At 58.1% G+C, this 24,440-nt stretch carries 19 protein-coding genes; 12 read left to right on the forward strand and 7 right to left on the reverse strand.

Features of this window, described 5'->3' with window-relative positions; translation table 11 throughout:
• The first annotated feature begins 49 nt into the window (after nt 1–49).
• The 4 genes from araD to rluA all read left to right on the forward strand — a co-directional run bounded on the left by araD (nt 50) and on the right by rluA (nt 6,968).
• Nucleotides 50–745, forward strand: coding sequence for an L-ribulose-5-phosphate 4-epimerase (araD, locus tag EDF73_RS15190; RefSeq protein ID WP_132729933.1), 696 nt, complete (start codon nt 50–52; stop codon nt 743–745).
• Between the two features lie 98 nt (nt 746–843).
• Nucleotides 844–3,201: a DNA polymerase II gene (polB, locus tag EDF73_RS15195; RefSeq protein ID WP_132729934.1), complete on the forward strand. Its 2,358-nt coding sequence runs from the start codon at nt 844–846 to the stop codon at nt 3,199–3,201.
• A 188-nt stretch (nt 3,202–3,389) separates the two neighbouring features.
• Nucleotides 3,390–6,296, forward strand: a complete 2,907-nt coding sequence (rapA, locus tag EDF73_RS15200; RefSeq protein ID WP_132729935.1) for an RNA polymerase-associated protein RapA — start codon at nt 3,390–3,392, stop codon at nt 6,294–6,296.
• 12 nt (nt 6,297–6,308) lie between these two features.
• Nucleotides 6,309–6,968 (forward strand): bifunctional tRNA pseudouridine(32) synthase/23S rRNA pseudouridine(746) synthase RluA, encoded by a 660-nt coding sequence (gene rluA, locus EDF73_RS15205; protein ID WP_132729936.1) that lies wholly within the window; start codon nt 6,309–6,311, stop codon nt 6,966–6,968.
• A gap of 115 nt (nt 6,969–7,083) precedes the next feature.
• Here the strand turns inward: rluA and citX are convergent, their stop codons facing one another.
• Complete coding sequence (citX, locus tag EDF73_RS15210; RefSeq protein ID WP_132729937.1) at nt 7,084–7,614, reverse strand: citrate lyase holo-[acyl-carrier protein] synthase; 531 nt, start codon at nt 7,612–7,614, stop codon at nt 7,084–7,086.
• Nucleotides 7,615–7,784: 170 nt separating this feature from the next.
• The gene (locus EDF73_RS15220) at nt 7,785–9,149 is read right to left on the reverse strand and encodes a 2-hydroxycarboxylate transporter family protein (protein ID WP_132729938.1); all 1,365 of its coding nucleotides are present in this window, start codon (nt 9,147–9,149) and stop codon (nt 7,785–7,787) included.
• Between the two features lie 463 nt (nt 9,150–9,612).
• Here EDF73_RS15220 and EDF73_RS15225 point away from each other — a divergent pair, with 463 nt between their 5' ends.
• Both EDF73_RS15225 and EDF73_RS15230 read left to right on the forward strand, forming a co-directional pair.
• A complete protein-coding gene (locus EDF73_RS15225; protein ID WP_132729939.1) occupies nt 9,613–11,238 on the forward strand; it encodes a sensor histidine kinase in 1,626 nt (541 codons plus the stop codon).
• A complete protein-coding gene (locus EDF73_RS15230; RefSeq protein WP_132729940.1) occupies nt 11,228–11,926 on the forward strand; it encodes a response regulator in 699 nt (232 codons plus the stop codon). Before EDF73_RS15225 ends, EDF73_RS15230 begins: the two co-directional genes overlap by 11 nt.
• A gap of 30 nt (nt 11,927–11,956) precedes the next feature.
• Here EDF73_RS15230 and djlA read toward each other — a convergent pair whose 3' ends face one another.
• Entirely contained in the window at nt 11,957–12,787 is an 831-nt protein-coding gene (gene djlA, locus EDF73_RS15235) for a co-chaperone DjlA (RefSeq protein ID WP_132729941.1), read from the reverse strand.
• A 244-nt stretch (nt 12,788–13,031) separates the two neighbouring features.
• Between djlA and lptD the strand changes: the two genes are divergently transcribed.
• The 6 genes from lptD to apaH all read left to right on the forward strand — a co-directional run bounded on the left by lptD (nt 13,032) and on the right by apaH (nt 19,884).
• The gene (gene lptD / locus EDF73_RS15240) at nt 13,032–15,377 is read left to right on the forward strand and encodes an LPS assembly protein LptD (RefSeq protein WP_132729942.1); all 2,346 of its coding nucleotides are present in this window, start codon (nt 13,032–13,034) and stop codon (nt 15,375–15,377) included.
• A 54-nt stretch (nt 15,378–15,431) separates the two neighbouring features.
• Complete coding sequence (gene surA / locus EDF73_RS15245) at nt 15,432–16,718, forward strand: peptidylprolyl isomerase SurA (protein WP_132729943.1); 1,287 nt, start codon at nt 15,432–15,434, stop codon at nt 16,716–16,718.
• A 125-nt stretch (nt 16,719–16,843) separates the two neighbouring features.
• Entirely contained in the window at nt 16,844–17,833 is a 990-nt protein-coding gene (gene pdxA, locus EDF73_RS15250) for a 4-hydroxythreonine-4-phosphate dehydrogenase PdxA (protein WP_165905724.1), read from the forward strand.
• On the forward strand, nt 17,830–18,651 hold the full coding sequence (gene rsmA / locus EDF73_RS15255; protein WP_132729945.1) for a 16S rRNA (adenine(1518)-N(6)/adenine(1519)-N(6))-dimethyltransferase RsmA: 822 nt from the start codon (nt 17,830–17,832) through the stop codon (nt 18,649–18,651). Before pdxA ends, rsmA begins: the two co-directional genes overlap by 4 nt.
• Nucleotides 18,652–18,653: 2 nt before the next feature.
• Nucleotides 18,654–19,031, forward strand: coding sequence for a Co2+/Mg2+ efflux protein ApaG (gene apaG / locus EDF73_RS15260; protein WP_132729946.1), 378 nt, complete (start codon nt 18,654–18,656; stop codon nt 19,029–19,031).
• Between the two features lie 4 nt (nt 19,032–19,035).
• Nucleotides 19,036–19,884 (forward strand): bis(5'-nucleosyl)-tetraphosphatase (symmetrical) ApaH, encoded by an 849-nt coding sequence (gene apaH, locus EDF73_RS15265; protein ID WP_132729947.1) that lies wholly within the window; start codon nt 19,036–19,038, stop codon nt 19,882–19,884.
• An 82-nt stretch (nt 19,885–19,966) separates the two neighbouring features.
• On the opposite strand, the gene folA is transcribed toward apaH, so the two are convergent.
• The 4 genes from folA to EDF73_RS15285 all read right to left on the reverse strand — a co-directional run bounded on the left by folA (nt 19,967) and on the right by EDF73_RS15285 (nt 24,431).
• Complete coding sequence (gene folA, locus EDF73_RS15270) at nt 19,967–20,446, reverse strand: type 3 dihydrofolate reductase (RefSeq protein ID WP_132729948.1); 480 nt, start codon at nt 20,444–20,446, stop codon at nt 19,967–19,969.
• Between the two features lie 196 nt (nt 20,447–20,642).
• A complete protein-coding gene (kefC, locus tag EDF73_RS15275; protein ID WP_132729949.1) occupies nt 20,643–22,508 on the reverse strand; it encodes a glutathione-regulated potassium-efflux system protein KefC in 1,866 nt (621 codons plus the stop codon).
• Nucleotides 22,501–23,031: a glutathione-regulated potassium-efflux system oxidoreductase KefF gene (kefF, locus tag EDF73_RS15280; protein WP_132729950.1), complete on the reverse strand. Its 531-nt coding sequence runs from the start codon at nt 23,029–23,031 to the stop codon at nt 22,501–22,503. The genes kefC and kefF overlap by 8 nt, the downstream gene beginning before the upstream one ends.
• A 95-nt stretch (nt 23,032–23,126) precedes the next feature.
• Entirely contained in the window at nt 23,127–24,431 is a 1,305-nt protein-coding gene (locus tag EDF73_RS15285) for an MFS transporter (protein WP_132729951.1), read from the reverse strand.
• Nucleotides 24,432–24,440: the final 9 nt, after the last annotated feature.

Raw genomic sequence — 24,440 nt, forward strand, 5'->3', positions numbered from 1 at the left:
GTGAGCTGAACGAGGGAAGTTCGAACTCTGCTGCTATTCGGAGCACACAATGTTAGAAGAGCTAAAACGTCAGGTGCTGGAAGCCAACTTAGCGTTGCCAGAACACAATCTGGTGACCTTAACCTGGGGCAACGTCAGCGCCGTCGACCGCGAGCGGGGGGTGCTGGTGATTAAACCCTCCGGCGTCGATTATCGCGCGATGCGCGCCGACGATATGGTGGTGGTGAGCCTGCAAACCGGCGAAGTGGTTGAAGGGACAAAGAAACCCTCGTCAGATACGCCCACCCACCGTTTGTTGTATCAGGCATTTCCGAGCCTGGGCGGTATTGTCCATACCCATTCGCGCCACGCCACCATCTGGGCGCAGGCCGGGCAATCCATTCCGGCGACCGGCACCACCCATGCCGACTATTTTTATGGTCCGGTGCCCTGCACCCGTCTGATGACCGATGAAGAAATCAACGGTGAGTATGAGTGGGAAACCGGGCGCGTCATCGTCGAGACGTTCCGCGACCAGGGGATCGATGCGGCGCAGATGCCCGGCGTGCTGGTCCATTCGCATGGCCCGTTCGCCTGGGGGAAAAACGCCGAAGATGCGCTGCATAACGCCATCGTGCTGGAAGAGATCGCCTATATGGGCATCTTCTGCCGCCAGCTGGTGCCGCAGCTCCCGGAGATGCAGCAAACGCTGCTGGATAAACATTACCTGCGCAAGCACGGAGCCAAAGCCTATTACGGCCAGTAAGCCTCGTCTCCCCGGTCGCGTCACACCTGTATAAAACCCCAGCATTATCAGTTGAACCAGGCTATAATCAGGCCTGGTTTATTTTATGAGAACACGGCGTGACCCAGCCACGAGAAGGTTTCTTACTGACCCGTCACTGGCGGGATACCCCGCAGGGCACCGAGCTGTCCTTCTGGCTGGCGACAGACGACGGCCCGCTTCAGATCACCCTCCCGCCGCAGGAGTCGGTGGCGTTTATTCCCGAGGCGCAGCGCGCCCAGGTAGAACGTCTGCTGCAGGACGAAAACGGCCAACGGCTTGCCCCGCTCAGCTTAAAAGACTTTCACCGTCAGCCGGTTTTTGGCCTCTATTGCCGCGCTCATCGTCAGCTGATGCGTCTGGAAAAGAAGCTGCGTGAAAACGGCATCACCGTTTATGAAGCCGATATCCGCCCGCCGGAACGCTACCTGATGGAGCGCTTTATTACCGCTCCGGTTTGGGTCGAAGGTGACGCGCGCGGATCGCAGCTGGTCAACGCCCGCATGAAGCCCAATCCGCGCTATCGGCCGCCGCTGAAGTGGGTTTCGCTGGATATTGAAACCAGCCGCCACGGCGAGCTGTACTGCATCGGGCTGGAAGGCTGCGGGCAACGGGTGGTCTACATGCTCGGGCCGGAACCGGCGATCTCTCCCGCCGTCGATTTCCAGCTGGAGTACGTCTCCAGCCGCCCGCAGCTGCTGGAAAAACTCAACGCCTGGTTTGCCGAGCACGATCCGGACGTGCTGATTGGCTGGAACGTCATCCAGTTCGATTTGCGCGTCCTGCAAAAGCATGCCGAGCGCTACCGCATTCCGCTACTCCTCGGCCGCGGCAACAGCGAGCTGGAGTGGCGCGAGCACGGGTTTAAAAACGGCGTCTTCTTCGCCCAGGCCAACGGCCGCCCGATCGTTGACGGCATCGAAGCGCTGAAGTCCGCCTTCTGGAATTTCTCCTCTTTTTCCCTTGAAGCGGTGGCCCGCGAACTGCTCGGCGAAGGGAAAGCCATTGATAACCCGTGGGATCGGATGGACGAAATCGACCGCCGCTTCCACGAAGATAAGCCCGCGCTGGCGACCTACAATCTGCAGGACTGCGAGCTGGTGACCCGCATCTTCCATAAAACGGAGATCATGCCGTTTCTGCTGGAGCGCGCCACGGTGAACGGCCTGCCGGTAGACCGCCACGGCGGATCCGTCGCCGCTTTCAGCCATCTCTATTTTCCGCGCATGCACCGGCTGGGCTACGTCGCTCCCAATCTCGGCGAGGTCCCGCCGCAGGCCAGCCCCGGCGGCTATGTGATGGATTCGCGTCCCGGCCTCTATGATTCGGTGCTGGTGCTGGATTACAAAAGCCTCTACCCCTCCATTATCCGCACCTTTTTGATCGACCCGGTGGGGCTTATCGAAGGGATGGCGCAGCCGGACAACGAACATAGCACCGAGGGGTTTCTCGGCGCTCGCTTTTCGCGCCGCAATCACTGTCTGCCGGGAATTGTCGGCCAAATCTGGCACGGCCGCGACGAGGCGAAACAGCAAAAAAATAAACCGCTTTCACAGGCGCTGAAGATCATCATGAACGCCTTCTATGGCGTACTCGGCACCAGCGCCTGCCGTTTTTTCGATCCTCGCCTGGCCTCCTCGATCACCATGCGCGGGCATGCCATTATGCGCCAGACCAAAGCGCTGATTGAGTCGCAGGGCTATGAGGTGATTTATGGCGATACCGACTCCACCTTTGTCTGGCTCAAACGCCCCCATGATGAAGAGGAAGCGGCACAAATCGGGCGCTCGCTGGTAGCGTTCGTCAACGACTGGTGGGCCAGAGAACTGCGCAAAGATCGGCTTACCAGCACCCTGGAGCTGGAGTTTGAAACCCATTTCAGCCGTTTTTTGATGCCGACCATTCGCGGCGCCGATACCGGCAGCAAAAAACGCTATGCCGGGATGATTCAGGAGGGTGACGCGCAGCGGATGGTGTTTAAAGGGCTGGAAACGGTACGAACCGACTGGACGCCGCTGGCGCAGCAGTTTCAGCAGGAGTTATATCTGCGCATTTTCCGTCACCAGCCATACCGCGACTACATCCTGGAGACCATTGATAAGCTGATGAGCGGGGAACTCGACGACCGGCTGATCTATCGTAAGCGCCTGCGCCGTCCGCTGGCGGAGTATCAACGCAACGTGCCGCCGCACGTCCGCGCGGCCAGACTGGCGGACGAGCAAAACGTCAGGCTGGGCCGGCCGCAGCAGTACCAGCAGCGCGGCAGCATCAAGTACGTCTGGACCACCAGCGGACCGGAACCGGTGGATTATCAACTATCGCCGCTGGATTATGAGCACTATTTGTCAAAACAATTACAGCCGGTGGCGGAAGGAATACTTCCCTTTGTCGACGATGATTTTGCTACAATAGTGACAGGGCAACTGGGGCTATTTTGATTTCCTCGCAATTTCAATTTCCAGCCAACACATCTGCAAATTGAAGGGTGACGAGGACGTGACGAACGACCTGCCATCCAGTAATATAGCGCCCTTTCCATTCCTGGACCCAATCTTGATCTCTCTCCGACCATTCCGGAGATGATCAACTATTGCCTGCAATTTAAGAACTCAAGAGCTGAACATATATGCCTTTTACACTTGGTCAACGCTGGATTAGCGACACAGAGAGCGAACTGGGATTAGGGACGGTAGTCGCGCTGGATGCGCGCATGGTGACCCTGCTTTTCCCCGCCATCGGCGAAAACCGTCTGTACGCGCGTAACGATTCACCTATCACCCGCGTGATGTTTAACCCGGGTGATACCATCACCAGCCACGAAGGCTGGCAGCTCCAGGTTGACGAAGTTAATGAAGAAAACGGCCTGCTGGCCTACACCGGTACCCGTCTCGACACCGAAGAAACCAACGTCACGCTGCGCGAAGTGCTGCTCGACAGCAAACTGGTGTTCAGCAAACCGCAGGACCGCCTGTTTGCCGGGCAGATTGACCGTATGGACCGCTTTGCGCTGCGCTATCGCGCGCGTAAATATCAGAGCGAACAGTACCGCATGCCGTGGAGCGGCCTGCGCGGGCAGCGTACCAGCCTGATCCCGCATCAGCTGCACATCGCCCATGACGTCGGCCGTCGCCACGCGCCGCGCGTCCTGCTGGCGGATGAGGTCGGCCTCGGTAAAACAATTGAAGCCGGGATGATCCTCCATCAACAGCTGCTCGCCGGCGCCGCCGAGCGCGTGCTGATCATCGTGCCGGAAACCCTGCAACACCAGTGGCTGGTCGAAATGCTGCGCCGCTTCAACCTGCGTTTCTCCCTGTTCGACGACGAGCGCTATGCCGAAGCCCAGCACGACGCCTATAACCCGTTCGAAACCGAGCAGCTGGTGATCTGCTCGCTGGATTTCGTACGCCGCAGCAAGCAGCGTCTTGAGCACCTGTGCGATGCCGAATGGGACCTGATGATCGTCGATGAAGCGCATCACCTGGTGTGGAGCGAAGAGGCGCCGAGCCGCGAATACCAGGCCATTGAACAGCTGGCCGAGCGCGTGCCGGGCGTTCTGCTGTTGACCGCCACGCCGGAACAGCTGGGTATGGAAAGCCACTTCGCCCGCCTGCGCCTGCTGGATCCTAACCGGTTCCACGACTTTGAGCTGTTCGTCGAAGAGCAACAAAACTACCGTCCGGTGGCCGATGCCGTCGCCCTGCTGCTGGCAGGCAACAAGCTGAGCGACGCCGAACTCAACACCCTGGGCGATCTGATCGGCGAGCAGGATATCGAGCCGCTGCTGCAGGCCGCTAACAGCGACCGCGACGACGCGCAGGCCGCCCGCCAGGAGCTGGTCTCCATGCTGATGGACCGCCACGGCACCAGCCGCGTTCTGTTCCGTAATACCCGCAACGGCGTCAAAGGCTTCCCGAAACGCGAGCTGCATACCATTCGTCTGCCGCTGCCAACCCAGTACCAGACGGCGATTAAAGTCTCCGGTATTATGGGCGCGCGTAAAACCGCGGAAGAGCGCGCGCGCGACATGCTCTATCCGGAGCAGATTTATCAGGAATTTGAAGGCGATAGCGGTACCTGGTGGAACTTCGACCCGCGCGTGGAGTGGTTGATGGGCTACCTGACCAGCCACCGCTCGCAGAAGGTGCTGGTGATCTGTGCGAAAGCCGCCACCGCGCTTCAGCTGGAGCAGGTACTGCGCGAGCGCGAAGGCATCCGCGCGGCGGTATTCCATGAAGGTATGTCGATCATCGAACGCGACCGCGCCGCCGCATGGTTTGCCGAAGAAGATACCGGCGCGCAGGTGCTGCTGTGTTCTGAAATTGGTTCCGAAGGTCGCAACTTCCAGTTTGCCAGCAACCTGGTGATGTTTGACCTGCCGTTCAACCCGGATCTGCTGGAGCAGCGTATCGGCCGTCTCGACCGTATCGGCCAGGCGCACGATATCCAGATCCACGTGCCGTATCTGGAAAGAACCGCGCAATCCGTACTGGTTCGCTGGTATCACGAAGGGCTGGATGCGTTTGAGCACACCTGTCCGACCGGGCGCACCGTTTACGATAGCGTGCATAACGAACTGATTAACTATCTTGCCGCGCCGGAAACCACCGATGGCTTCGATGAGCTAATCAAATCCTGCCGCCAGCAGCACGATGCGCTGAAGGCGCAGCTGGAACAGGGGCGCGACCGGCTGCTGGAAATCCACTCCAACGGCGGCGAGCAGGCCCAGGCGTTAGCCGAAAGCATTGAAGAGCAGGATGACGATACCAGCCTGATCGCCTTCGCCATGAATCTGTTCGATATTGTCGGCATCAACCAGGACGATCGCGGCGAAAACCTGATCGTGCTGACGCCATCCGACCATATGCTGGTACCGGATTTCCCGGGCCTGCCGGAAGACGGCTGCACCATCACCTTTGAGCGCGATGTCGCGCTGTCCCGCGAAGATGCGCAGTTCGTCACCTGGGAGCACCCGCTGATTATCAACGGCCTGGATCTGATCCTCTCCGGCGATACCGGCAGCAGCACCATCTCCCTGCTGAAGAACAAGGCGCTGCCGGTCGGCACGCTGCTGCTGGAACTGATTTACGTCGTGGAGGCTCAGGCGCCGAAGCAGCTGCAGCTTAACCGCTTCCTGCCCGCCACGCCGGTGCGCATGCTGCTGGATAAAAACGGCAATAACCTCGCCGGCCAGGTGGAATTTGAGAACTTCAACCGCCAGCTGAGCGCCGTCAACCGTCATACCGGCAGCAAGCTGGTCAACGCGGTGCAGCAGGACGTTCATGCCATCCTGCAGCTCGGCGAAGCCCAGGTCGCTAAAGCCGCGCAGGCGCTGATCGACGCGGCCCGCGATGAAGCCAACGACAAGCTGTCGGCGGAGCTGTCCCGTCTGGAAGCGCTGAAAGCGGTTAACCCGAACATCCGCGACGATGAACTTGCTGCGATTGAGAGCAACCGTCAGCAGGTGATGGACGCGCTGGCGCAGGCGGGCTGGCGTCTTGACGCGCTGCGCTTAATCGTGGTCACCCACCAGTAACGGAACGCGAATATGGCGATGGAAAACTACAATCCGCCACAGGATCCCTGGCTGGTTATCCTCTATCAGGATGAGCACATTATGGTGGTCAACAAGCCGAGCGGCTTGTTGTCCGTGCCGGGGCGACTGGAGGAGCATAAAGACAGCGTGATGACGCGCGTACAGCGCGACTTCCCGCAGGCCGAGTCGGTGCACCGCCTCGACATGGCCACCAGCGGCGTGATTGTGGTGGCGCTGACCAAAGCGGCGGAGCGCGAGCTGAAGCGTCAGTTTCGCGAACGTGAGCCGAAGAAGCAGTACGTCGCCCGCGTGTGGGGGCATCCGCAGCCTGCGGAAGGGCTGGTGGATTTGCCGCTGATCTGCGACTGGCCGAACCGGCCAAAGCAGAAGGTGTGCTACGAAACGGGTAAAGCGGCGCAGACCGGGTATGAAGTAGTGGAATATGCGGACGATAACAGCGCGCGCGTACGCCTGAAGCCGATTACCGGACGGTCGCACCAGCTGCGGGTGCATATGCTGGCGCTGGGTCACCCGATTCTTGGCGACCGCTTTTACGCCACGCCGGAAGCGCTGGCGATGGCGCCACGGCTGCTGCTACATGCCGAAACCCTGACCATCACCCACCCGGCTTTCGGCAATGCCATGACCTTCCGCGCGCCCGTCGATTTCTGATAGCGCGTTAACCCGGGGGACTCTCTGTCACCCCGGTAAGCTGGCGCGCCGGGGGCGTTCCCCCGGACAGCGCCGTCAGCGGCTTATCCGGACTACTGGTTCTTAATACCGGCGGTTAATCGCGGGCAAACCACGCATCAATCATCTGCTCGACGCGCGCGACAGCCTGCTCGGCATCGTGGCGATGCTGGCTCTCACACGCCGGTGCCGGCTCGTCGCACAGCAGGCAACGCCGCGCGTTCTCCCCCTGCGTTTGCAGCCCCTGCTGCGGACAAATCACCTCGATATGCCACAAACGCCCCAGCGGATGAGTCTGCTCCAGCTCCGTGCATAGCGCTTTTATTTCACTGGCGGAGTGCTCAACGCACCACAACGCCTCCGGCCCGGTGGGCAGCCACAGCACCTGGCGATCGCGCGTTTTCCAGCGATGCTTCCACAGCAGCTGATCGCAGGCCTGCAGCGCGACGCCCATCATATTGCGATAGCGAATGCTGTCTTTTTCCGCGCCCGGCGTCACCAGGGTGAGTGAAATCACCGGTTGCTGATAATGACTAAGCCAGTCGGCCTGACGGGCTGCGCGCTGCTCTTTCGCCGCCAGCAGAGCTTCCTCGCTGACGCCCGCAGGGGCGGGGGTATCCACGGACATTCATTCCTCTCCTTCACTTGATAAAATAACGGCGGCAAAGCCCCCGTCGCGATAGCGGTTCACGGCGCTGATTGTAGCGCTAAATGGACAGAATTTAGGACACAGGACAGAGAAATTTTCTTCGTCCTGTGGAGGAAAATCGCAGATTTTCCTGTTAGCACAGAGCTAAATCATGCCAGGAAGTGACTGAGGAACAGCAGCCCCAATGAAACATTAATCGCGCCGCCGATGCGGGTGGCGATTTGGGCGAACGGCATCAGGTTCATGCGGTTGCCGGAAGTCAGAATCGCCACATCGCCGGTCCCGCCCTGGCCGCTCTGACAGCAGGAGACAATCGCCACATCAATCGGGTGCATGCCGATCTTTTTGCCGACAAAAAACCCGGTCGCCACCAGCGCGGAGACGGTGCTGATAATCACCAGCAAATTGGTCAGGGTAAAAGCGTTCACCAGCTCCTGCCACGGGGTGATCGCCACGCCCACGGCAAACAGAATCGGGTAGGTCACCGCGGTACGGAAGAACTTGTATACCATCTGCGAACCTTCCTGCAGGCGCGGAGAGACGCCGTTCGCCAGTTTCAGCAGCACCGCCAGAAACAGCATCCCCACCGGCGCAGGTAAACCCATCATCTTCTGTCCCAGCATCCCCAGCATATACAGCAGCACCGCCAGCAGAGCCCCCGAGGCCAGAGTGGTCACGTCGGTCTTGCCGGCGGAGACGTCGCTGCTGGTTTCGTGATGCGTTTCATTGCTGCGATTCGGCATCAGTTGACCTTCGCCGGTCAGGTGCGGGAAGCGCTTGCCCAGCTGATTCAGGCCGCCGGAGATGACAATCGCCGTCAGGCTGCCCAGCATCACCATCGGCAGCACGCGGCCTAACGCCACTCCCTGATCCATATGCATCAGCGCGGCATAGCCGATTGACAGCGGAATCGCCCCCTCCCCTACGCCGCCGGCCATGATCGGCAGAACGATAAAGAAGAACACCTGGAACGGATCCAGCCCCAGCGCCGTACCGACGCCAACGCCCACCAGCATGCCGACGATTTCACCGCATACCATCGGGAAGAAGATACGCAGGAAGCCCTGAATCAGCGTGGTACGGTTCATACTCATGATGCTGCCGACGATAATGCAGCAGATGTAGAGATAGAGAATATTGGTCGACTTGTAGAATTTGGTGGTGGACTCTACCACCACATCCGGCAGCAGGCCGTAATGCACCAGCGCGGAGGGAATAAAGGTGGCGCAGATCGCCGCCGCGCCCAGTTTACCGAGGATCGGCAGGCGCTTGCCAAACTCACCGCAGGCAAAACCGAAAAATGCCAGCGTCGCGACCATCACCACGATATCGCTCGGCAGTTTTCCGCCCAGGCAATCGAGGGCAATTAATCCGCCAGCCAGCAAAAACAGAGGCAGCGGGATAATCCCGACTTTCAGATTATCCATCACGTGCCACCAGCGTTGTTTCAGCGTCGCTTTCGGGGTGTCGATGGGATCGTGGGTCGCAGAGAATGCATTGTCTGTCGTGCTCATAGGTTTGGCCCTTTAGTTATTATTCACCTTCTGAATTCATTTTCAGGTTAGGGGGCCTTAAACAGACTTAATGTGAGGACCGACAGATTAGAAATGAAGTTTTAATGGTCACTATGGTTTTTATGGTTTTTATTAACGGGCGTGATATCCCTCTGATTTATTAGCGTGGTTTTTATGGTTTTTATCGCCATCATCATTCCGGCCGCCGCCGCGCAGGCGGCTTTCGTTTCGTGCAGCCGTTGACCCGCGCGGGTTTCAGAGGATTCACTCGCCTGCCGACGCCCGATAGATCGTCCACCGCGTCGAGGCCTTCGCCGCCCCGCCCGATCTTGATAAATCATCGCCAGTAGATGATTCTTGTGGTTTATCGCTTGCGTCAGCCCGCGCAAGTTTCCCGCATAACCCCTGCCTGCACCGGGAAAATGTGACAGTGCCGGTATCGTAGAGACGCTGTATACGACTTATGAAGGTTTCCTTTCAATTTAAGCTATTTATTTCGCTGGTCGCCTTTTTCTCGGTCTTGTTCGCCTTACTGGGGGTTTATTATTATATTGATGCCAGCCATCAGCTGTATCAGGAAATGAGCACCCGCGCGAAAATACAGGCTGAAGAGATCGCGCTGATGCCGAATTTACGCCAGCAGGTCCTCGAGGACGATCCGCAGACGCTCAACCCCTTTATGCAAAAGATCGCCGCCCATAGCGACGCGAGCTTTATCGTGATTGGCGACGCCCGGGGCGTGCACCTGTTTCACTCCGTTCACCCGGAATGGGTCGGCACTCAGCTGGTCGGCGGCGATAATCAGGCGGTGCTGGACGGCAAATCCATCACCACCATCCGCAAAGGCGGGCTGGGAGTCTCCCTGCGCAGCAAAGCGCCGATATTCAATGATACCGGCCAGGTCGTGGGGATCGTCTCGGTGGGCTACCTGACCAGCTATCTCGACAGCATCACCCTGGAAAAGGTCATCAACATCTTCGTCGCCGCCGTGCTGCTGCTGATCGCGCTATTTATCTTCTCCTGGTATTTTACCCGCAGCATCAAGAAACAGATCTTTTCCCTCGAACCGCGTGAAATCGGCCTGCTGGTACGCCAGCAGAAGGCGGTAATGGAATCCATCTATGAAGGCGTGATCGTCATCGATCGCCACCGGCACATCGAGGTGATCAACCATGCGGCGCGCGGCCTGCTGGGGCTGAGTCAGCCCACGCGTCTGCTACGCGGCCAATCCATCGATAGCGTCATTGCCCCCCAACCGTTTTTCGCCAGCGAGGAAATGCTGGAAAACGACACCCACGATGAACTGTGCCGCTTCAATCAGCTGACGGTGCTCGCCAGCCGGGTGCGCATTATGCTGGAGGATTCGCTGCAGGGCTGGGTGATCACCTTCCGAGACCGGGATGAAATCAACTCCCTCAGCGCCCAGCTCAGCCAGGTCAAACGCTATGTCGATAACCTGCGCATCATGCGTCATGAGCAGTTGAACCGCATGACGACGCTCTCCGGCCTGCTGCACATGGGCCACTATGACGAAGCGATTCGCTACATTCAGGCGCAGTCGGAACATGCGCAGGAGCTGCTGGACTTTATCTCCTCGCGTTTCCGCTCGCCGACACTCTGCGGCCTGCTGCTGGGCAAAGCCGCCCGCGCCCGGGAAAAAGGGGTCGTACTCAGTTTCGACCCCGCCTGCCATATCGATCGCCCGCTGCCTTCCTTAATGGAGTCAGAGCTGATTTCGATTATTGGCAATCTGCTGGATAACGCGATTGAGGCCACCCAGCGCGCCGAGCTGCCGCACGAACCGGTCGAGGTGCTGATTCAGCTCAACGCCCGGGAGCTGATGATTGAAGTCGCCGACCGCGGCGTCGGTATCCACCCGGACATCCGCGACCATATTTTTGAACGCGGCATCACCACCAAAACCCGTGGCGATCACGGCATTGGCCTGTATCTTATTGAACATTATGTGACGCAGGCAGGCGGCACCATTGAGGTCGCCGACAACTCGCCGCACGGGGCGATCTTTACGCTGTTTATCCCCGCTGACGGCCCCGTCCATCCCCAACACGAGGCGAACTATGCATCATGATCTGGTCGATGTGTTGATCATCGAAGATGAAAGCGAACTGGCGCGGCTGCATGCCGAGCTGATTCAGAAACATCCGCGTATGCGGCTGGCGGGGATGGCCGCCTCCCTCTCCCAGGCGCGGCAGATGTTAAATCATCAACCGCCGCAGCTGGTGCTGCTCGACAACTATTTACCCGACGGCAAAGGGGTAACGTTGATGACCGATCCCGTGCTGGCGGGAGCCAACTGTTCGGTGATTTTCATTACCGCTGCCAGCGATATGGAAACCTGTAGCCAGGCGATTCGCAACGGCGCCTTCGATTACATTCTGAAACCGGTGTCGTGGAAGCGTCTGAGCCAGTCGCTGGAGCGGTTCGTCCAGTTTTACGATCAGCAGCGCGAATGGAAAATTGTCGATCAGCAGAACGTCGATTCGCTCTACCAACTGCAGGCGAAAAACTATCGCGCCGATAGCGGCAGCAAAGGGATTGAGGAGAAAACGCTGGCGCTGGTGCAGAACCTGTTCAACGGCCGGGAAGACGGCTGCTTTTCCGTCGATGAGGTGGTGAACGAGGCCGGGTTAAGTAAAACCACCGCCCGCCGCTACCTGGAGCACTGCGTGGAGATAGGTTATCTGGAAGTGGATATGCTGTACGGTAAAATTGGCCATCCGCGGCGGATGTACCGCCGCGTGAAAAGCGCCTCCTGAAGCCTCTCCCGGCAGGGAGAGGCCGCGGGCTTAAAATCCGCGCTGTTCTTTAACCAGTTCCCACGCCTTCTGAATATCCTGCGCTTTCTGCTTGGCCATCTCCATCATCTCCGGCGGCAGACCTTTCGCCACCAGCTTATCCGGGTGGTGCTCGCTCATCAGCTTGCGGTAGGCGCGCTTCACGGTCGCGGCATCATCAGTGGGCTTCACGCCCAGCACATTACAGGCATCCTCAAGGGTCGGACCGCGCTGCGCCTGCTGCCAGCCGCCATTGCCGCCGCCCTGGCCGTAAGCGCCCTGCTGAGAACCGCCGCCGCCAAACTGGGCGCCGCCCTGCATCATGCGCAGGAACTGTTCAAACTGCGCGCGGGAGATGCCCAGCTCATCGGCAATAACAAACAGCACCTCACGTTCATTGGGATGCAGCTCACCATCGGCGAAGGCCGCCTGCAGCTGAATTTCCAGAAACATCCGAATCAAATCGAAACGCCCGAAACAGACGCTACGCAGCTGACGCATTTTCTCACGCAGCGGGTAATTGTCTGCTTTACCGGTACGAAACGCCTGCTGTGCCGCCGTACGCGACTCTCCGTGCAGATTCATCCGATCCATCAGGGCGTTGGCGACGTGGATGTCGGCTTCGGTTACGCGACCTTTCGATTTGGTCAAATGCCCCATCACCTCGAAGGTGGTGGAAAAAAACAGCGCCTGCCGCTCCTGCTGGTTGGCAAAAACATTGATCCGTCGGCTTCGCGCGCGGTCAAATATATGGCCGACTAATAAACCCAGCACCACGCCCCAAAATCCCGCGCCCATCATCAGCGCTACCGCAACCCCAATTATTTTTCCCAAATACTGCATAGACTCCCCAATCTTTATGCCGGCAGTTAAGCTATATATGACCGCACGTTACAAAGCACTGACGCTTCGGTCAATTGTGGGACATAGCCTATAATTTGCTTTATCATACTCGTCATTCTACACGGTGCCTAACGCTCGGGATCCAAACGGGCAGGATTAACACTAGCGCGATGAAGATGAGTACGTTAGGCTCTGACCGTTTGCAAGCCGCTGCCACAAGATGACGGAACAACAAATACAACGTATGAAAAAACGTATTCCCAGCCTCCTGGCCACCATGATCGCCAGCGCCTTGTATAGCCAACAAGGCCTCGCCGCCGATCTCGCCACGCAATGTATGCTTGGCGTTCCAAGCTATAATCGTCCCCTCGTTGAAGGTCAAACAAACGAGCTGCCGGTGACGATCGATGCCGATCATGCGAAGGGCAATTACCCTGACAACGCGGTCTTTACGGGTAATGTCGATATTAACCAGGGGAATAGCCGTCTGCAGGCGGACGAGGTCCAGCTCCATCAACAACAGGCGGCGGGCCAGCCTCAACCTGTGCGCACGGTTGATGCGCTCGGCAACGTTCACTATGACGATAACCAGGTCATTCTGAAAGGCCCGAAAGGCTGGGCCAACCTCAACACCAAAGATACCAACGTCTGGCAGGGCGATTACCAGATGGTCGGTCGTCAGGGCCGCGGTACCGCCGACCTGATGAAACAGCGTGGCGAAAACCGCTACACCATTCTGGAAAACGGCAGCTTTACCTCCTGTCTGCCGGGGTCTGACACCTGGAGCGTGGTCGGTAGCGAAGTCATCCACGACCGCGAAGAACAGGTGGCGGAAATCTGGAACGCCCGCTTCAAGCTGGGTTCGGTGCCGATTTTCTATAGCCCCTACCTGCAGCTGCCGGTGGGCGATAAACGTCGTTCGGGCTTCCTGATTCCGAACGCCAAATACAGTACCAAGAACGGCGTTGAGTTTTCTCTGCCGTACTACTGGAATATCGCGCCTAACTTTGACGCCACCCTGACGCCGCACTATATGAGCGAGCGCGGCGGCGTGATGTGGGAAAACGAATTCCGCTATCTGACCAAAGCCGGTATGGGCCTGTTCGAGTTTGACTACCTGCCGTCTGATAAAGTCTACCAGGACGATCACTCCAGCGACAGCAACAGCCGCCGCTGGTTGTTCTACTGGAACCACTCTGGGGTGATTGACCAGGTATGGCGTCTTAACGCCGACTACACCAAGGTCAGCGATCCGGACTACTTTAACGATTTCAGCTCCAAATACGGCTCCAGCACCGACGGCTACGCCACGCAGAAATTCAGCGCGGGCTACGTAAACCAGAACTTCGACGCCACCGTGTCGACCAAACAGTTCCAGGTCTTCAACCGTGAGTCGAGCAACTCCTACGCCGCTCAGCCGCAGCTGGATGTCAACTATTACCAGAACGACGTCGGTCCGTTTGATACCCATCTCTATGGTCAGGCGGTGCACTTCGTCAACACCAACGGCAACATGCCGGAAGCCACGCGTGTTCACTTCGAGCCGACGATCAACCTGCCGCTGTCTAACGGCTGGGGCAGTATTAATACCGAAGCCAAGCTGCTGGCGACGCACTATCAGCAGAGCAACCTTGATGACTACAACGCCGCCAATAACGCCGACTATAAAGAGTCCGTTAACCGCGTGATGCCGCAGTTTAAAGTCGACGGGAAAATGGTCTTCGAGCGCGACATGCAGGAGGGGTTCACCCAGACGCTGGAACCGCGCATGCAGTATCTGTATATCCCGTATCGCGACCAGAGCCATATCGGTACCTACGACTCCACGCTGCTGCAGTCTGACTACAGCGGCCTGTTCCGCGACCGCACCTACAGCGGCCTGGACCGTATTGCTTCAGCGAACCAGCTCACCACCGGCGTCACTTCTCGCGTATATGATTCCGCCGCCGTTGAACGTTTTAATATTTCCGTTGGTCAAATCTATTATTTCACCGAGTCCCGGACCGGTGATGACAACATCAACTGGGAGAACAACGACACAACGGGTTCACTGGTATGGGCTGGCGATACTTACTGGCGCATCGCCGATAACTGGGGTTTACGCGGGGGGATTCAGTACGATACGCGTCTGGATAACGTCGCAACCGGTAACGGCACCGTGGAATACCGTCGCGATGAAAACCGCTTAGTCCAACTTAACTATCGTTATGCCAGCCCGGAATACATTCAGGCCACGCTGCCGTCGTATTCTACCGCTGAGCAGTACAAAAATGGTATTTCTCAGGTGGGCATGACCGCCAGCTGGCCGATCGTCGATCGCTGGTCCGTGGTGGGTGCATACTACTTTGACACCAATACCAAAAAGAGCGCCGACCAGATGTTAGGGGTCCAGTATAACTCTTGCTGCTACGCAATTCGCCTCGGCTACGAACGTAAGATCAACGGCTGGGATAGTAACGGCAACGGCGAGAGCAAATACGATAACACCTTTGGCATCAACATTGAGCTGCGTGGCCTGAGCTCCAACTACGGTCTCGGCACTCAGCAGATGCTGCGTTCGAACATTTTACCGTACCAGAACTCCCTGTGATGTGGCTGGTTTAAAACGTAATCCGCCTTTGCGGTTAATTGAAATGGAAAAAGTATGAAGAACTGGAAAACGCTGCTTCTCGGTATCGCCATGATCGCGAATACCAGTTTCGCTGCCCCACAGGTTGTCGATAAAGTAGCGGCTGTCGTCAATAATGGCGTTGTGCTTGAAAGCGACGTCGATGGTTTGATGCAATCGGTTAAGCTCAACGCTGGCCAGGCCGGTCAACAGCTGCCGGATGACGCGACCCTACGTCATCAGATCCTCGAAAGACTGATCATGGACCAGATTGTGTTGCAGATGGGCCAGAAGATGGGCGTGAAAGTCACTGACGATCAGGTCGATCAGGCCATTGCCAACATCGCCAAACAGAACAACATGACGTTGGATCAGATGCGTAGCCGTCTGGCCTATGACGGCCTGAACTACAACACCTACCGCAATCAGATCCGTAAAGAGATGCTGATTGCGGAAGTGCGCAACAACGAAGTTCGTCGTCGTATCACCGTCCTGCCGCAGGAAGTGGAATCTCTGGCCAAACAGATTGGCGATCAGAACGATGCCAGCACCGAACTGAACCTGAGCCACATCCTGATTCCGCTGTCGGAAAACCCGACCTCCGACGAAGTTGCCGCCGCTCAGGAACAGGCTAACTCCATCGTTGAACAGGCGCGCGGCGGCGCTGACTTCGGTAAACTGGCGATCACCTACTCTGCCGACCAGCAGGCGCTGAAAGGCGGCCAGATGGGCTGGGGCCGCATTCAGGAGCTGCCGGGGATCTTCGCACAGGCGCTGAGCACCGCGAAGAAAGGCGATATCGTCGGCCCGATTCGTTCTGGCGTTGGCTTCCACATCCTGAAAATTAACGATATGCGCGGCGGCAGCAAGAATATCTCGGTGACCGAAGTTCACGCGCGACACATTCTGCTCAAACCCTCGCCGATCATGAACGACGATCAGGCGCGGGCCAAACTGGAGCAGATCGCGGCAGATATTAAGAGCGGCAAAACCACCTTCGCTAAAGCGGCGAAAGATTTCTCCGAAGATCCGGGCTCAGCCAACCAGGGCGGTGACTTAGGCTGGGCGACGCCGGATATCTTCGACCCTGCCTTCCGCGATGCGCTGATGCGCCTGAACAAAGGCCAGACCAGCGCTCCGGTTCACTCCTCCTTCGGCTGGCACCTGATTGAACTGCTGGACAGCCGTCAGGTCGACAGAACCGACGCGGCGCAGAAAGACCGCGCATACCGGATGCTGATGAACCGTAAATTCTCTGAAGAAGCGGCGACCTGGATGCAGGAACAGCGCGCCAGCGCTTACGTCAAAATTCTGAGCAACTAAAAAGAACGGCCTCATACACAACGGTATTCAGGGTGTATTGAGGCGGCAAGCCAGCCGGTTCCGGGGCGCAACCCACCAGGTTGCCGGGCTCGCTGGCTCTGCCAACACAAAGCCCGTCCTGAAGGATGAAGTGTATGAACCGAGTTGTTATCACCCCTGGCGAGCCCGCCGGAATTGGCCCCGACCTCGTGGTAGAGCTTGCGCAGCGCGACTGGCCGGTAGAGCTGGTGGTGTGCGCTGACGGCGCCCTGTTATCCGACCGAGCCCAACGGCTCGGTCTTCCTTTATCTCTCCTGCCCTATGATCCTTCTCTCCCCGCCGCCGCACAGCGCGCCGGCACCCTGACGCTTCTCCCCGTCGCCCTGAACGCTCCTGTCGAAGCGGGCGTCCTGAACGTGGAGAACGGCAGCTATGTGGTAGAGACGCTGGCTCGCGCCTGCGACGGCTGCCTGCACGGCGAATTTGCGGCATTGATTACCGGGCCGGTACATAAAGGCAATATCAATGACGCCGGCATCGCCTTTACCGGCCATACCGAGTTCTTCGAAGAGCGCTCCCATGCCAGCAAAGTGGTGATGATGCTGGCGACGGAAGAGCTGCGCGTCGCGCTGGCGACCACCCATCTGCCGCTGAAGGCGATCAGCGAGGCGATCACCCCCGATTTGCTGCGCGAAGTGATCGCCATTCTGGACCACGACCTGCGGCATAAATTCGGTATCGCCCGGCCGCACGTGCTGGTGTGCGGCCTGAACCCGCATGCGGGCGAAGGGGGTCACATGGGGACGGAAGAGATCGATACCATTATTCCGGTGCTGGAAGAGATGCGCGCTCAGGGCATCAATCTGAGCGGCCCGCTACCGGCCGATACCCTGTTTCAGCCCAAATATCTCGACAATGCCGATGCGGTACTCGCGATGTACCACGATCAGGGCCTTCCCGTGCTAAAATACCAGGGCTTTGGCCGTGGCGTGAATATTACGCTCGGTTTACCTTTTATTCGAACCTCCGTTGACCACGGTACCGCGCTTGAACTGGCGGGCCAGGGAAAAGCGGATGTCGGCAGTTTTATCACGGCGCTTAATCTCGCCATCAAAATGATTGTTAATACGCAATGAATAATCGAGTCCATCAGGGCCACTTAGCCCGTAAACGCTTCGGGCAAAACTTTCTCAACGATCAATTTGTGATCGACAGCATTGTCTCGGCCATTAACCCACAGAAAGGTCAGGCAATTGTCGAGATCGGTCCGGGCCTCGCGGCGCTGACCGAACCGGTCGGTGAACGCCTGGACGAACTCACCGTTATCGAACTGGATCGCGACCTGGCCGCACGTCTGCAAACGCACCCGTTCTTAGGGCCTAAGCTGACGATTTATCAGCAAGATGCGATGACCATGAACTTTGGCGAGCTGTCGCAGACTATGGGTCAGCCGCTGCGCGTGTTCGGCAACCTGCCGTACAACATCTCGACGCCGCTGATGTTCCATCTGTTCAGCTATACTGATGCCATCGCCGATATGCACTTTATGCTGCAAAAAGAGGTCGTCAATCGTCTGGTTGCCGGGCCGAACAGCAAAGCGTATGGTCGACTGAGCGTTATGGCGCAGTATTACTGCCAGATTATCCCGGTACTTGAAGTCCCGCCGAGCGCCTTTACGCCGCCACCTAAAGTGGATTCCGCCGTCGTGCGTCTGGTGCCTTATCGCACCCTGCCGCATCCGGTGAAAGAGGTTCGCGTACTGAGCCGAATCACCACCGAGGCCTTCAACCAGCGTCGGAAAACGATTCGTAACAGTCTCGGCAACCTGTTCAGCGTAGAAGTGCTGACCGAGCTGGGCATCGATCCGGCGAAGCGTGCAGAGAATATTTCCGTGGCGCAGTACTGCCAGTTAGCTAACTGGTTATCTGACAACTCGCCCACCAAGGAGAGCTAACCATGATCAATTCGCCTCGAGTTTGCGTGCAGGTGCAAAGCGTCTATATCGAATCGCAATCTTCCCCGGAAGAGGAGCGCTACGTCTTCGCTTATACCGTCACCATTCGCAATCTGGGGCGGACTCAGGTTCAGCTGCTGGGCCGCTACTGGCTTATCACCAACGGCCACGGTCGTGAGACTGAAGTTCAGGGTGAAGGGGTTGTCGGCGAACAGCCGCATATTCCCGCAGGCGGTGAATTTCAATACACCAGCGGGGCCGTCATTGAAACGCCGCTGGGCACCATGCAGGGACATTATGAAATGATCGATGTGAACGGCGTGCCGTTCTCGATCGACATCCCTGTTTTCCGTCTCGCAGTACCAACGCTCATTCACTAAAACAATGTCTACATATCTTATTGGCGACGTTCACGGTTGCTACGATGAACTGATCGCATTATTAAAGCAGGTGGAGTTTACCCCAGGGCGCGATACGCTGTGGCTCACGGGCGATTTAGTCGCGCGCGGTCCGGGTTCGCTTGAGGTGTTACGCTACGTTAAATCCCTGGGCGATGACGTACGCCTCGTCCTCGGCAATCACGATCTGCACCTGCTGGCGGTTTTCGCCGGGATCAGTCGCAACAAGCCGAAAGACCGGCTGAAACCGCTGCTCGAAGCCCCGGATGCCGATGAACTGCTCAACTGGCTGCGTCGCCAGCCGCTGATGCAGATCGATGAAGAGAAAAAACTGGTGATGGCCCATGCCGGCATCACGCCGCAGTGGGATCTGGAAACGGCAAAGCAGTGCGCGCACGATGTCGAAGCCGTGCTCTCCAGCGACTCCTACCCGTTCTTCCTCGACGCGATGTATGGCGATATGCCCAATAACTGGAGCAACGAGCTGAGCGGCCTGGCCCGTCTACGTTTTATCTCCAACGCCTTTACCCGCATGCGGTACTGCTTCCCGAACGGGCAGCTGGATATGTATGCCAAAGAGGCGCCGGAAAACGCCCCGGCGCCGTTAAAACCGTGGTTTACCATTCCAGGGCCGATCGCCAGTGAATACAGCATTGTTTTCGGCCATTGGGCTTCGCTGGAAGGCCGCGGTACGCCTGAGGGGATTTACGCCCTGGATACGGGCTGCTGCTGGGGCGGGGATCTCACCTGTCTGCGCTGGGAAGATAAACGCTATTTCACCCAGCCGTCTAACCGGCAGAAGAATATGGACGAAGGCGAGGCGGTCGCCTCCTGAGAACGACCCCGGATAGCGGCCTGCCGCTTCTTATCCGGGATACGATACAACCCCGGTTAGCGCCATGCAGCCGGGGTTGGTCTTAGCGACGTTCGAGAATCTCGAAGCAGTAGCTATGCGAGTTCTGCGCGTCTGCATCATGGAATTCACTGAATACCGACTCCCACTGATCCGGATCGTAATCCGGGAAATGGGTATCGCCTTCCACTTCCGCATCAATATGCGTCAGATAGAGCTTGTGGGCCTTCGGCAGGAACTGCTCATACACGCGACCGCCGCCGATCACCATCATCTCTTCAACATCGCCGCAGGCGGCAATCGCTTCATCAACCGATTTCACCCACTGCACGCGATCGTCGCTACCGGGCTGGCTGCTGATAACGATATTTTTACGCCCCGGCAGCGGACGGCCAATAGACTCCCAGGTCAGACGCCCCATCACCACCGGCTTGTTTAACGTATTACGTTTAAACCAGGCGAGATCGGCAGGCAGGTTCCATGGCATGGCGTTTTCCATACCAATGACGCGATCTACCGCTAACGCCGCAATCAGACTGATCATTGAAAATTTCCCGAATGCAAAAAATTGCCGCCACTATACGTAAAGCGTAATACTTCGTCGACTGGGCGGAGAGTAAAGAATAAGAAAATTTTCGGATTTGCTGGCGGGCCCACGTAAGCCACCTGAGCCGCCAGCAGAGGATTTAAATCGAAAACAAAATGTTAACTGTAAAGAAAACGTAACAGCAGGCCGCGCCTCAGACGGCAGGCTTGTTCTCCGGCTCATCGGCAACATCGCCGGTATGCCTGCCCTCTTCGGTTCCCTGCCAGCCATGCCGCTGCACTAACGACAGATGATTGCGATCCTCGTTGATAATGCCGGTCAGCATGTCGCTGGTCCGTTTGAACACCGCCACGCGAGAAGCCGCATCGTTTTCGGCCATCGCCACCATCTCTTCCACCATTTTGTGGTTGAAGCGCCGGAACAGATCGGCACGCTCACGCGCTTCATAAGCTCCCAGCCCCAGCGCCTCCAGCGCCATACGCCCGGATTTCAGCGCCGCTTCGAAAGTTTCACGCTCCGGCGCCTCCACTCCGGCCTGACGCAGCTGAATATAGTGGTCGACATCGCGGGCGCGGGAGATGATCTGCAGATGCGGGAAATGTTCTTTCGCCAGCGCGACCAGCTGCAGGCTGGTTTGCGGATCGTCGATGGCGTTAATCAGCACCTCGGCTTTTTCCGCGCCTGCGGATTCCAGCAGATCCGCGCGCGTGGCGTCGCCATAGAACACTTTCATATCGAACTTACGTAGCGTATCCACATGGTCAGGATCGTGATCGAGGATCACCATCTTCACCCCGCCGGAAAGCAGCACACGGCCGGCAATCTGCCCGTAGCGGCCAAAACCGGCAATAATCACCCGCGGCTGTTCTTCATCAATCTCATCCGCTTCGCGCTCCTGACCAGCGGAAGATTTCTCCAGGCGGGTCAGCAGCACCAGCAGAACCGGCGTCGCCGCCATCGATAGCGCCACCGCTAAGGTCAGCGCTTTGGCCCACTCGCTATCCAGCACGTCGGCCATCTGCGCCGCGCCGAAGACCACAAAGGCAAACTCGCTCCCCTGCCCCAGCAGCACGGCAAACCAGCGGCGCTGGGCGCGCGGCACCCCGAGCGGTTTCGCAATCAGCCACAGCATCACCCCTTTAATGATCAGGAAGCCGACCAGTAAAATCAGAATGCGCAGCGGATGGCTCACCAGGGTGCCGAAATCAATCGACATCCCGACGCCGATAAAGAACAACCCCAGCAGCAGCCCTTTAAACGGTTCGATGTCGCTTTCCAGCGCGTGGCGATATTCCGAACTCGCCAGTAGTACCCCCGCAAGGAAGGCGCCCATCGCCATCGACAGCCCCACCTCTTCCAGCAACAGGCCAAAGCCGAAGACCAGGAACAGCGCCACGGCGCTGAACACCTCACGCAGGCCGGAGCGGGCAACAAAGCGCAGCACCGGACGGGTCACATAGCGCCCCAGCGCCACCACCAGCGCCAGCGCCGCCGCAACCTTGAGAGCTGACAGGGCGAATGCCCCCAGCGTCGTAGACCCTCCGCTGACCGCCAGTAGCGGGATCATCGCCACCAGCGGGATCGCCGCGATGTCCTGAAACAGCAGCACGGCAAATGTGCTGCGCCCCAGCTGCGAGACCGTCAGGTTGCGTTCGTTCATCGCCTGCATGGCGATAGCCGTAGATGACAGCGCCAGCGTCATGCCAATCAGCTCAGCCACCTGCCAGCGCATGCCCAGCAGCATGCAAAACAGGCCAATCAATACCCCGCATACCACCATCTGCAGCGCGCCGCCGCCGAACACCGCGGCGCGCAATTTCCACAGCCGCTGCGGATCAAGCTCCAGACCGATCACAAACAGCATCAACACCACGCCGATTTCGGCAAAGTGCAAAATCGCCCCGGCATCGGTCACCAGCCTCAGGCCCCACGGCCCGATAATACAGCCGGCAATCAGATAGCCGAGTACCGACCCCAACCCAAGGCGTACGGCAATCGGCACAATCAGCGCGGCGGACCCGAGATATATCAGCGCCTGTATGAGCGTATGGCTATCCATGATGCGTCTCCTGCCATTCGATTAAGCGTTGACGGTAGTGACGCGCCTGCGCCTGCAGGGTCTCATCGTCACAGATAAAAGTGCAGTGCATGGCGAAAGGCGGTAGCCACTTCATACCGCAGTACAGCCCGGTAGCCTGAAGCGGCTGGGCCAGCACATCGAATCCGGGGAATGAGCCAATATCAAAGTGGCTTTCGCCGCCGCCGGTGGTCACCGCCCACATCAGCGATTTGCCATGCAGCGCAATGCCGTTATGCCCGTAGGCCCAGCCGTGCGACAGCACTTTATCCATCCACAGCTTCAGCAGCGGCGGAACGCTGTACCACTGCATCGGGTGCTGCCAGATAACCAGGTCGGCACGCGCCAGCGCCGCCTGTTCGGCGGCGACGTCGATATTGAAATCGGGGTAAAGTTGATAGAGGGAGCGTATTTCTACGCCATCCAGCGTCCCTGCCTGCTCAAGCATCCGTTTATTCGCATGCGAGTGATGCGGATAGGGATGGGCATAAATTATCAGAATCATTGATTAGCCTGCGTTAACTCTCGTTGTAATCAGCAAGAGTGTAGTCAGTTAATCAAAGCGCTTACAATCACAACCTTGTTTTATCTCCTGACCGCTCAGGCATTGCGCGGCTGCTTGCTGACGGCGATATCGGCTTCACTGACCGTGAGATCGCAGCGTTTCGGCAGCAGGAAGGTCATGGTCCCGGCGATAATTAACGATCCCGCCAGCGCGCAGACCGCCACATTCTGACCATACAGATAGATCATCACCCCCACCAGGTACGGACCACAGAAGCCGCCGAGGTTGCCAAGACCATTAATCACTCCGCGGGCGCTGCCGGCCACTTCTGCGGAGGCGATACGCCCCGGCATCGACCAGAACGGACTGGTGGCTGATTTGAGGAAGAAGCCGCAAATCACCAGCGCAATATAGGCCGCCACCACATGTTCGCGCAGTATTACCGAGGCCAGCAGCGCCGCCGCGAAGCTGTAGAGCGAGAAGCGCACCCACAGACGACGTTTACCGCTGCGATCGCTGAATAACGAAATCACATAGATCCCCGCCAGCGTCGCCACGAAGGGCAGCACCGCCAGGAAGCCGACGCTGGCCATATTGCCGCCGGTCAGCCCTTTGAGGATCGTCGGCAGCCACAGGGTGTAGCCGTAATCCCCGGTCTGGTAGAAGAAGTTGAGGATCACCAGCTTCATCAGCCCGCCGTTGCGGAAAACGTCTTTCACCGGCGCGTTGCTCACCGCATCTTCCGCCAGCTTCGCCGCCCGCTCGGCTGCGAGGGTGGCGACCAGATAGTCGCGTTCTTTCTCCGGCAGCCAGCGGGCCTCTTCCGGCCGGTCGCTAATCATGTACCACCATACCGCCAGCACCACCACCGAGAGCAGACCTTCGATAATAAATAGCCAGCGCCAGTCGAGCGCGGCAATAATCGCCCCGGAGACCGGCGCGGTCAGCATACCGCCCAGCGGAGCGAACATCATCACAAAGGCGTTGGCGCGCCCCAGCTCTTTTTCCGGGAACCAGTTGCTGACCATCGTCAGCACTACCGGCAGCATTCCCCCCTCGGAAACGCCGAGAATAAAACGTAGCACCAGTAATTGGTATTCGTGGGTCACAAAACCGGTCGCAATTGACACCACCGCCCAGGCCATCAGCGACCAGGCAATAAAGCGTTTACCGCTGCCGTTTACCGCAATACGCCCACCGGGTATTTGCAGAAATAAATAACCAATAAAAAATATACCGCTGGCGACACCGGCCATCTGGCTGGTAATACCTAAATCCTGTTCCATCCCCCCGGGTAAGGCAAAACTAATATTTACCCGGTCCATAAACGAAATAATACAGGCGATCAACACCGGCGTAATAATACGCCACCAGCGGGTACTGGGAATTTTATCGTTCATATTTCGCAC

The sequence above is a fragment of the Klebsiella sp. BIGb0138 genome, assembly GCF_004342285.1.
Taxonomy (GTDB): domain Bacteria; phylum Pseudomonadota; class Gammaproteobacteria; order Enterobacterales; family Enterobacteriaceae; genus Klebsiella.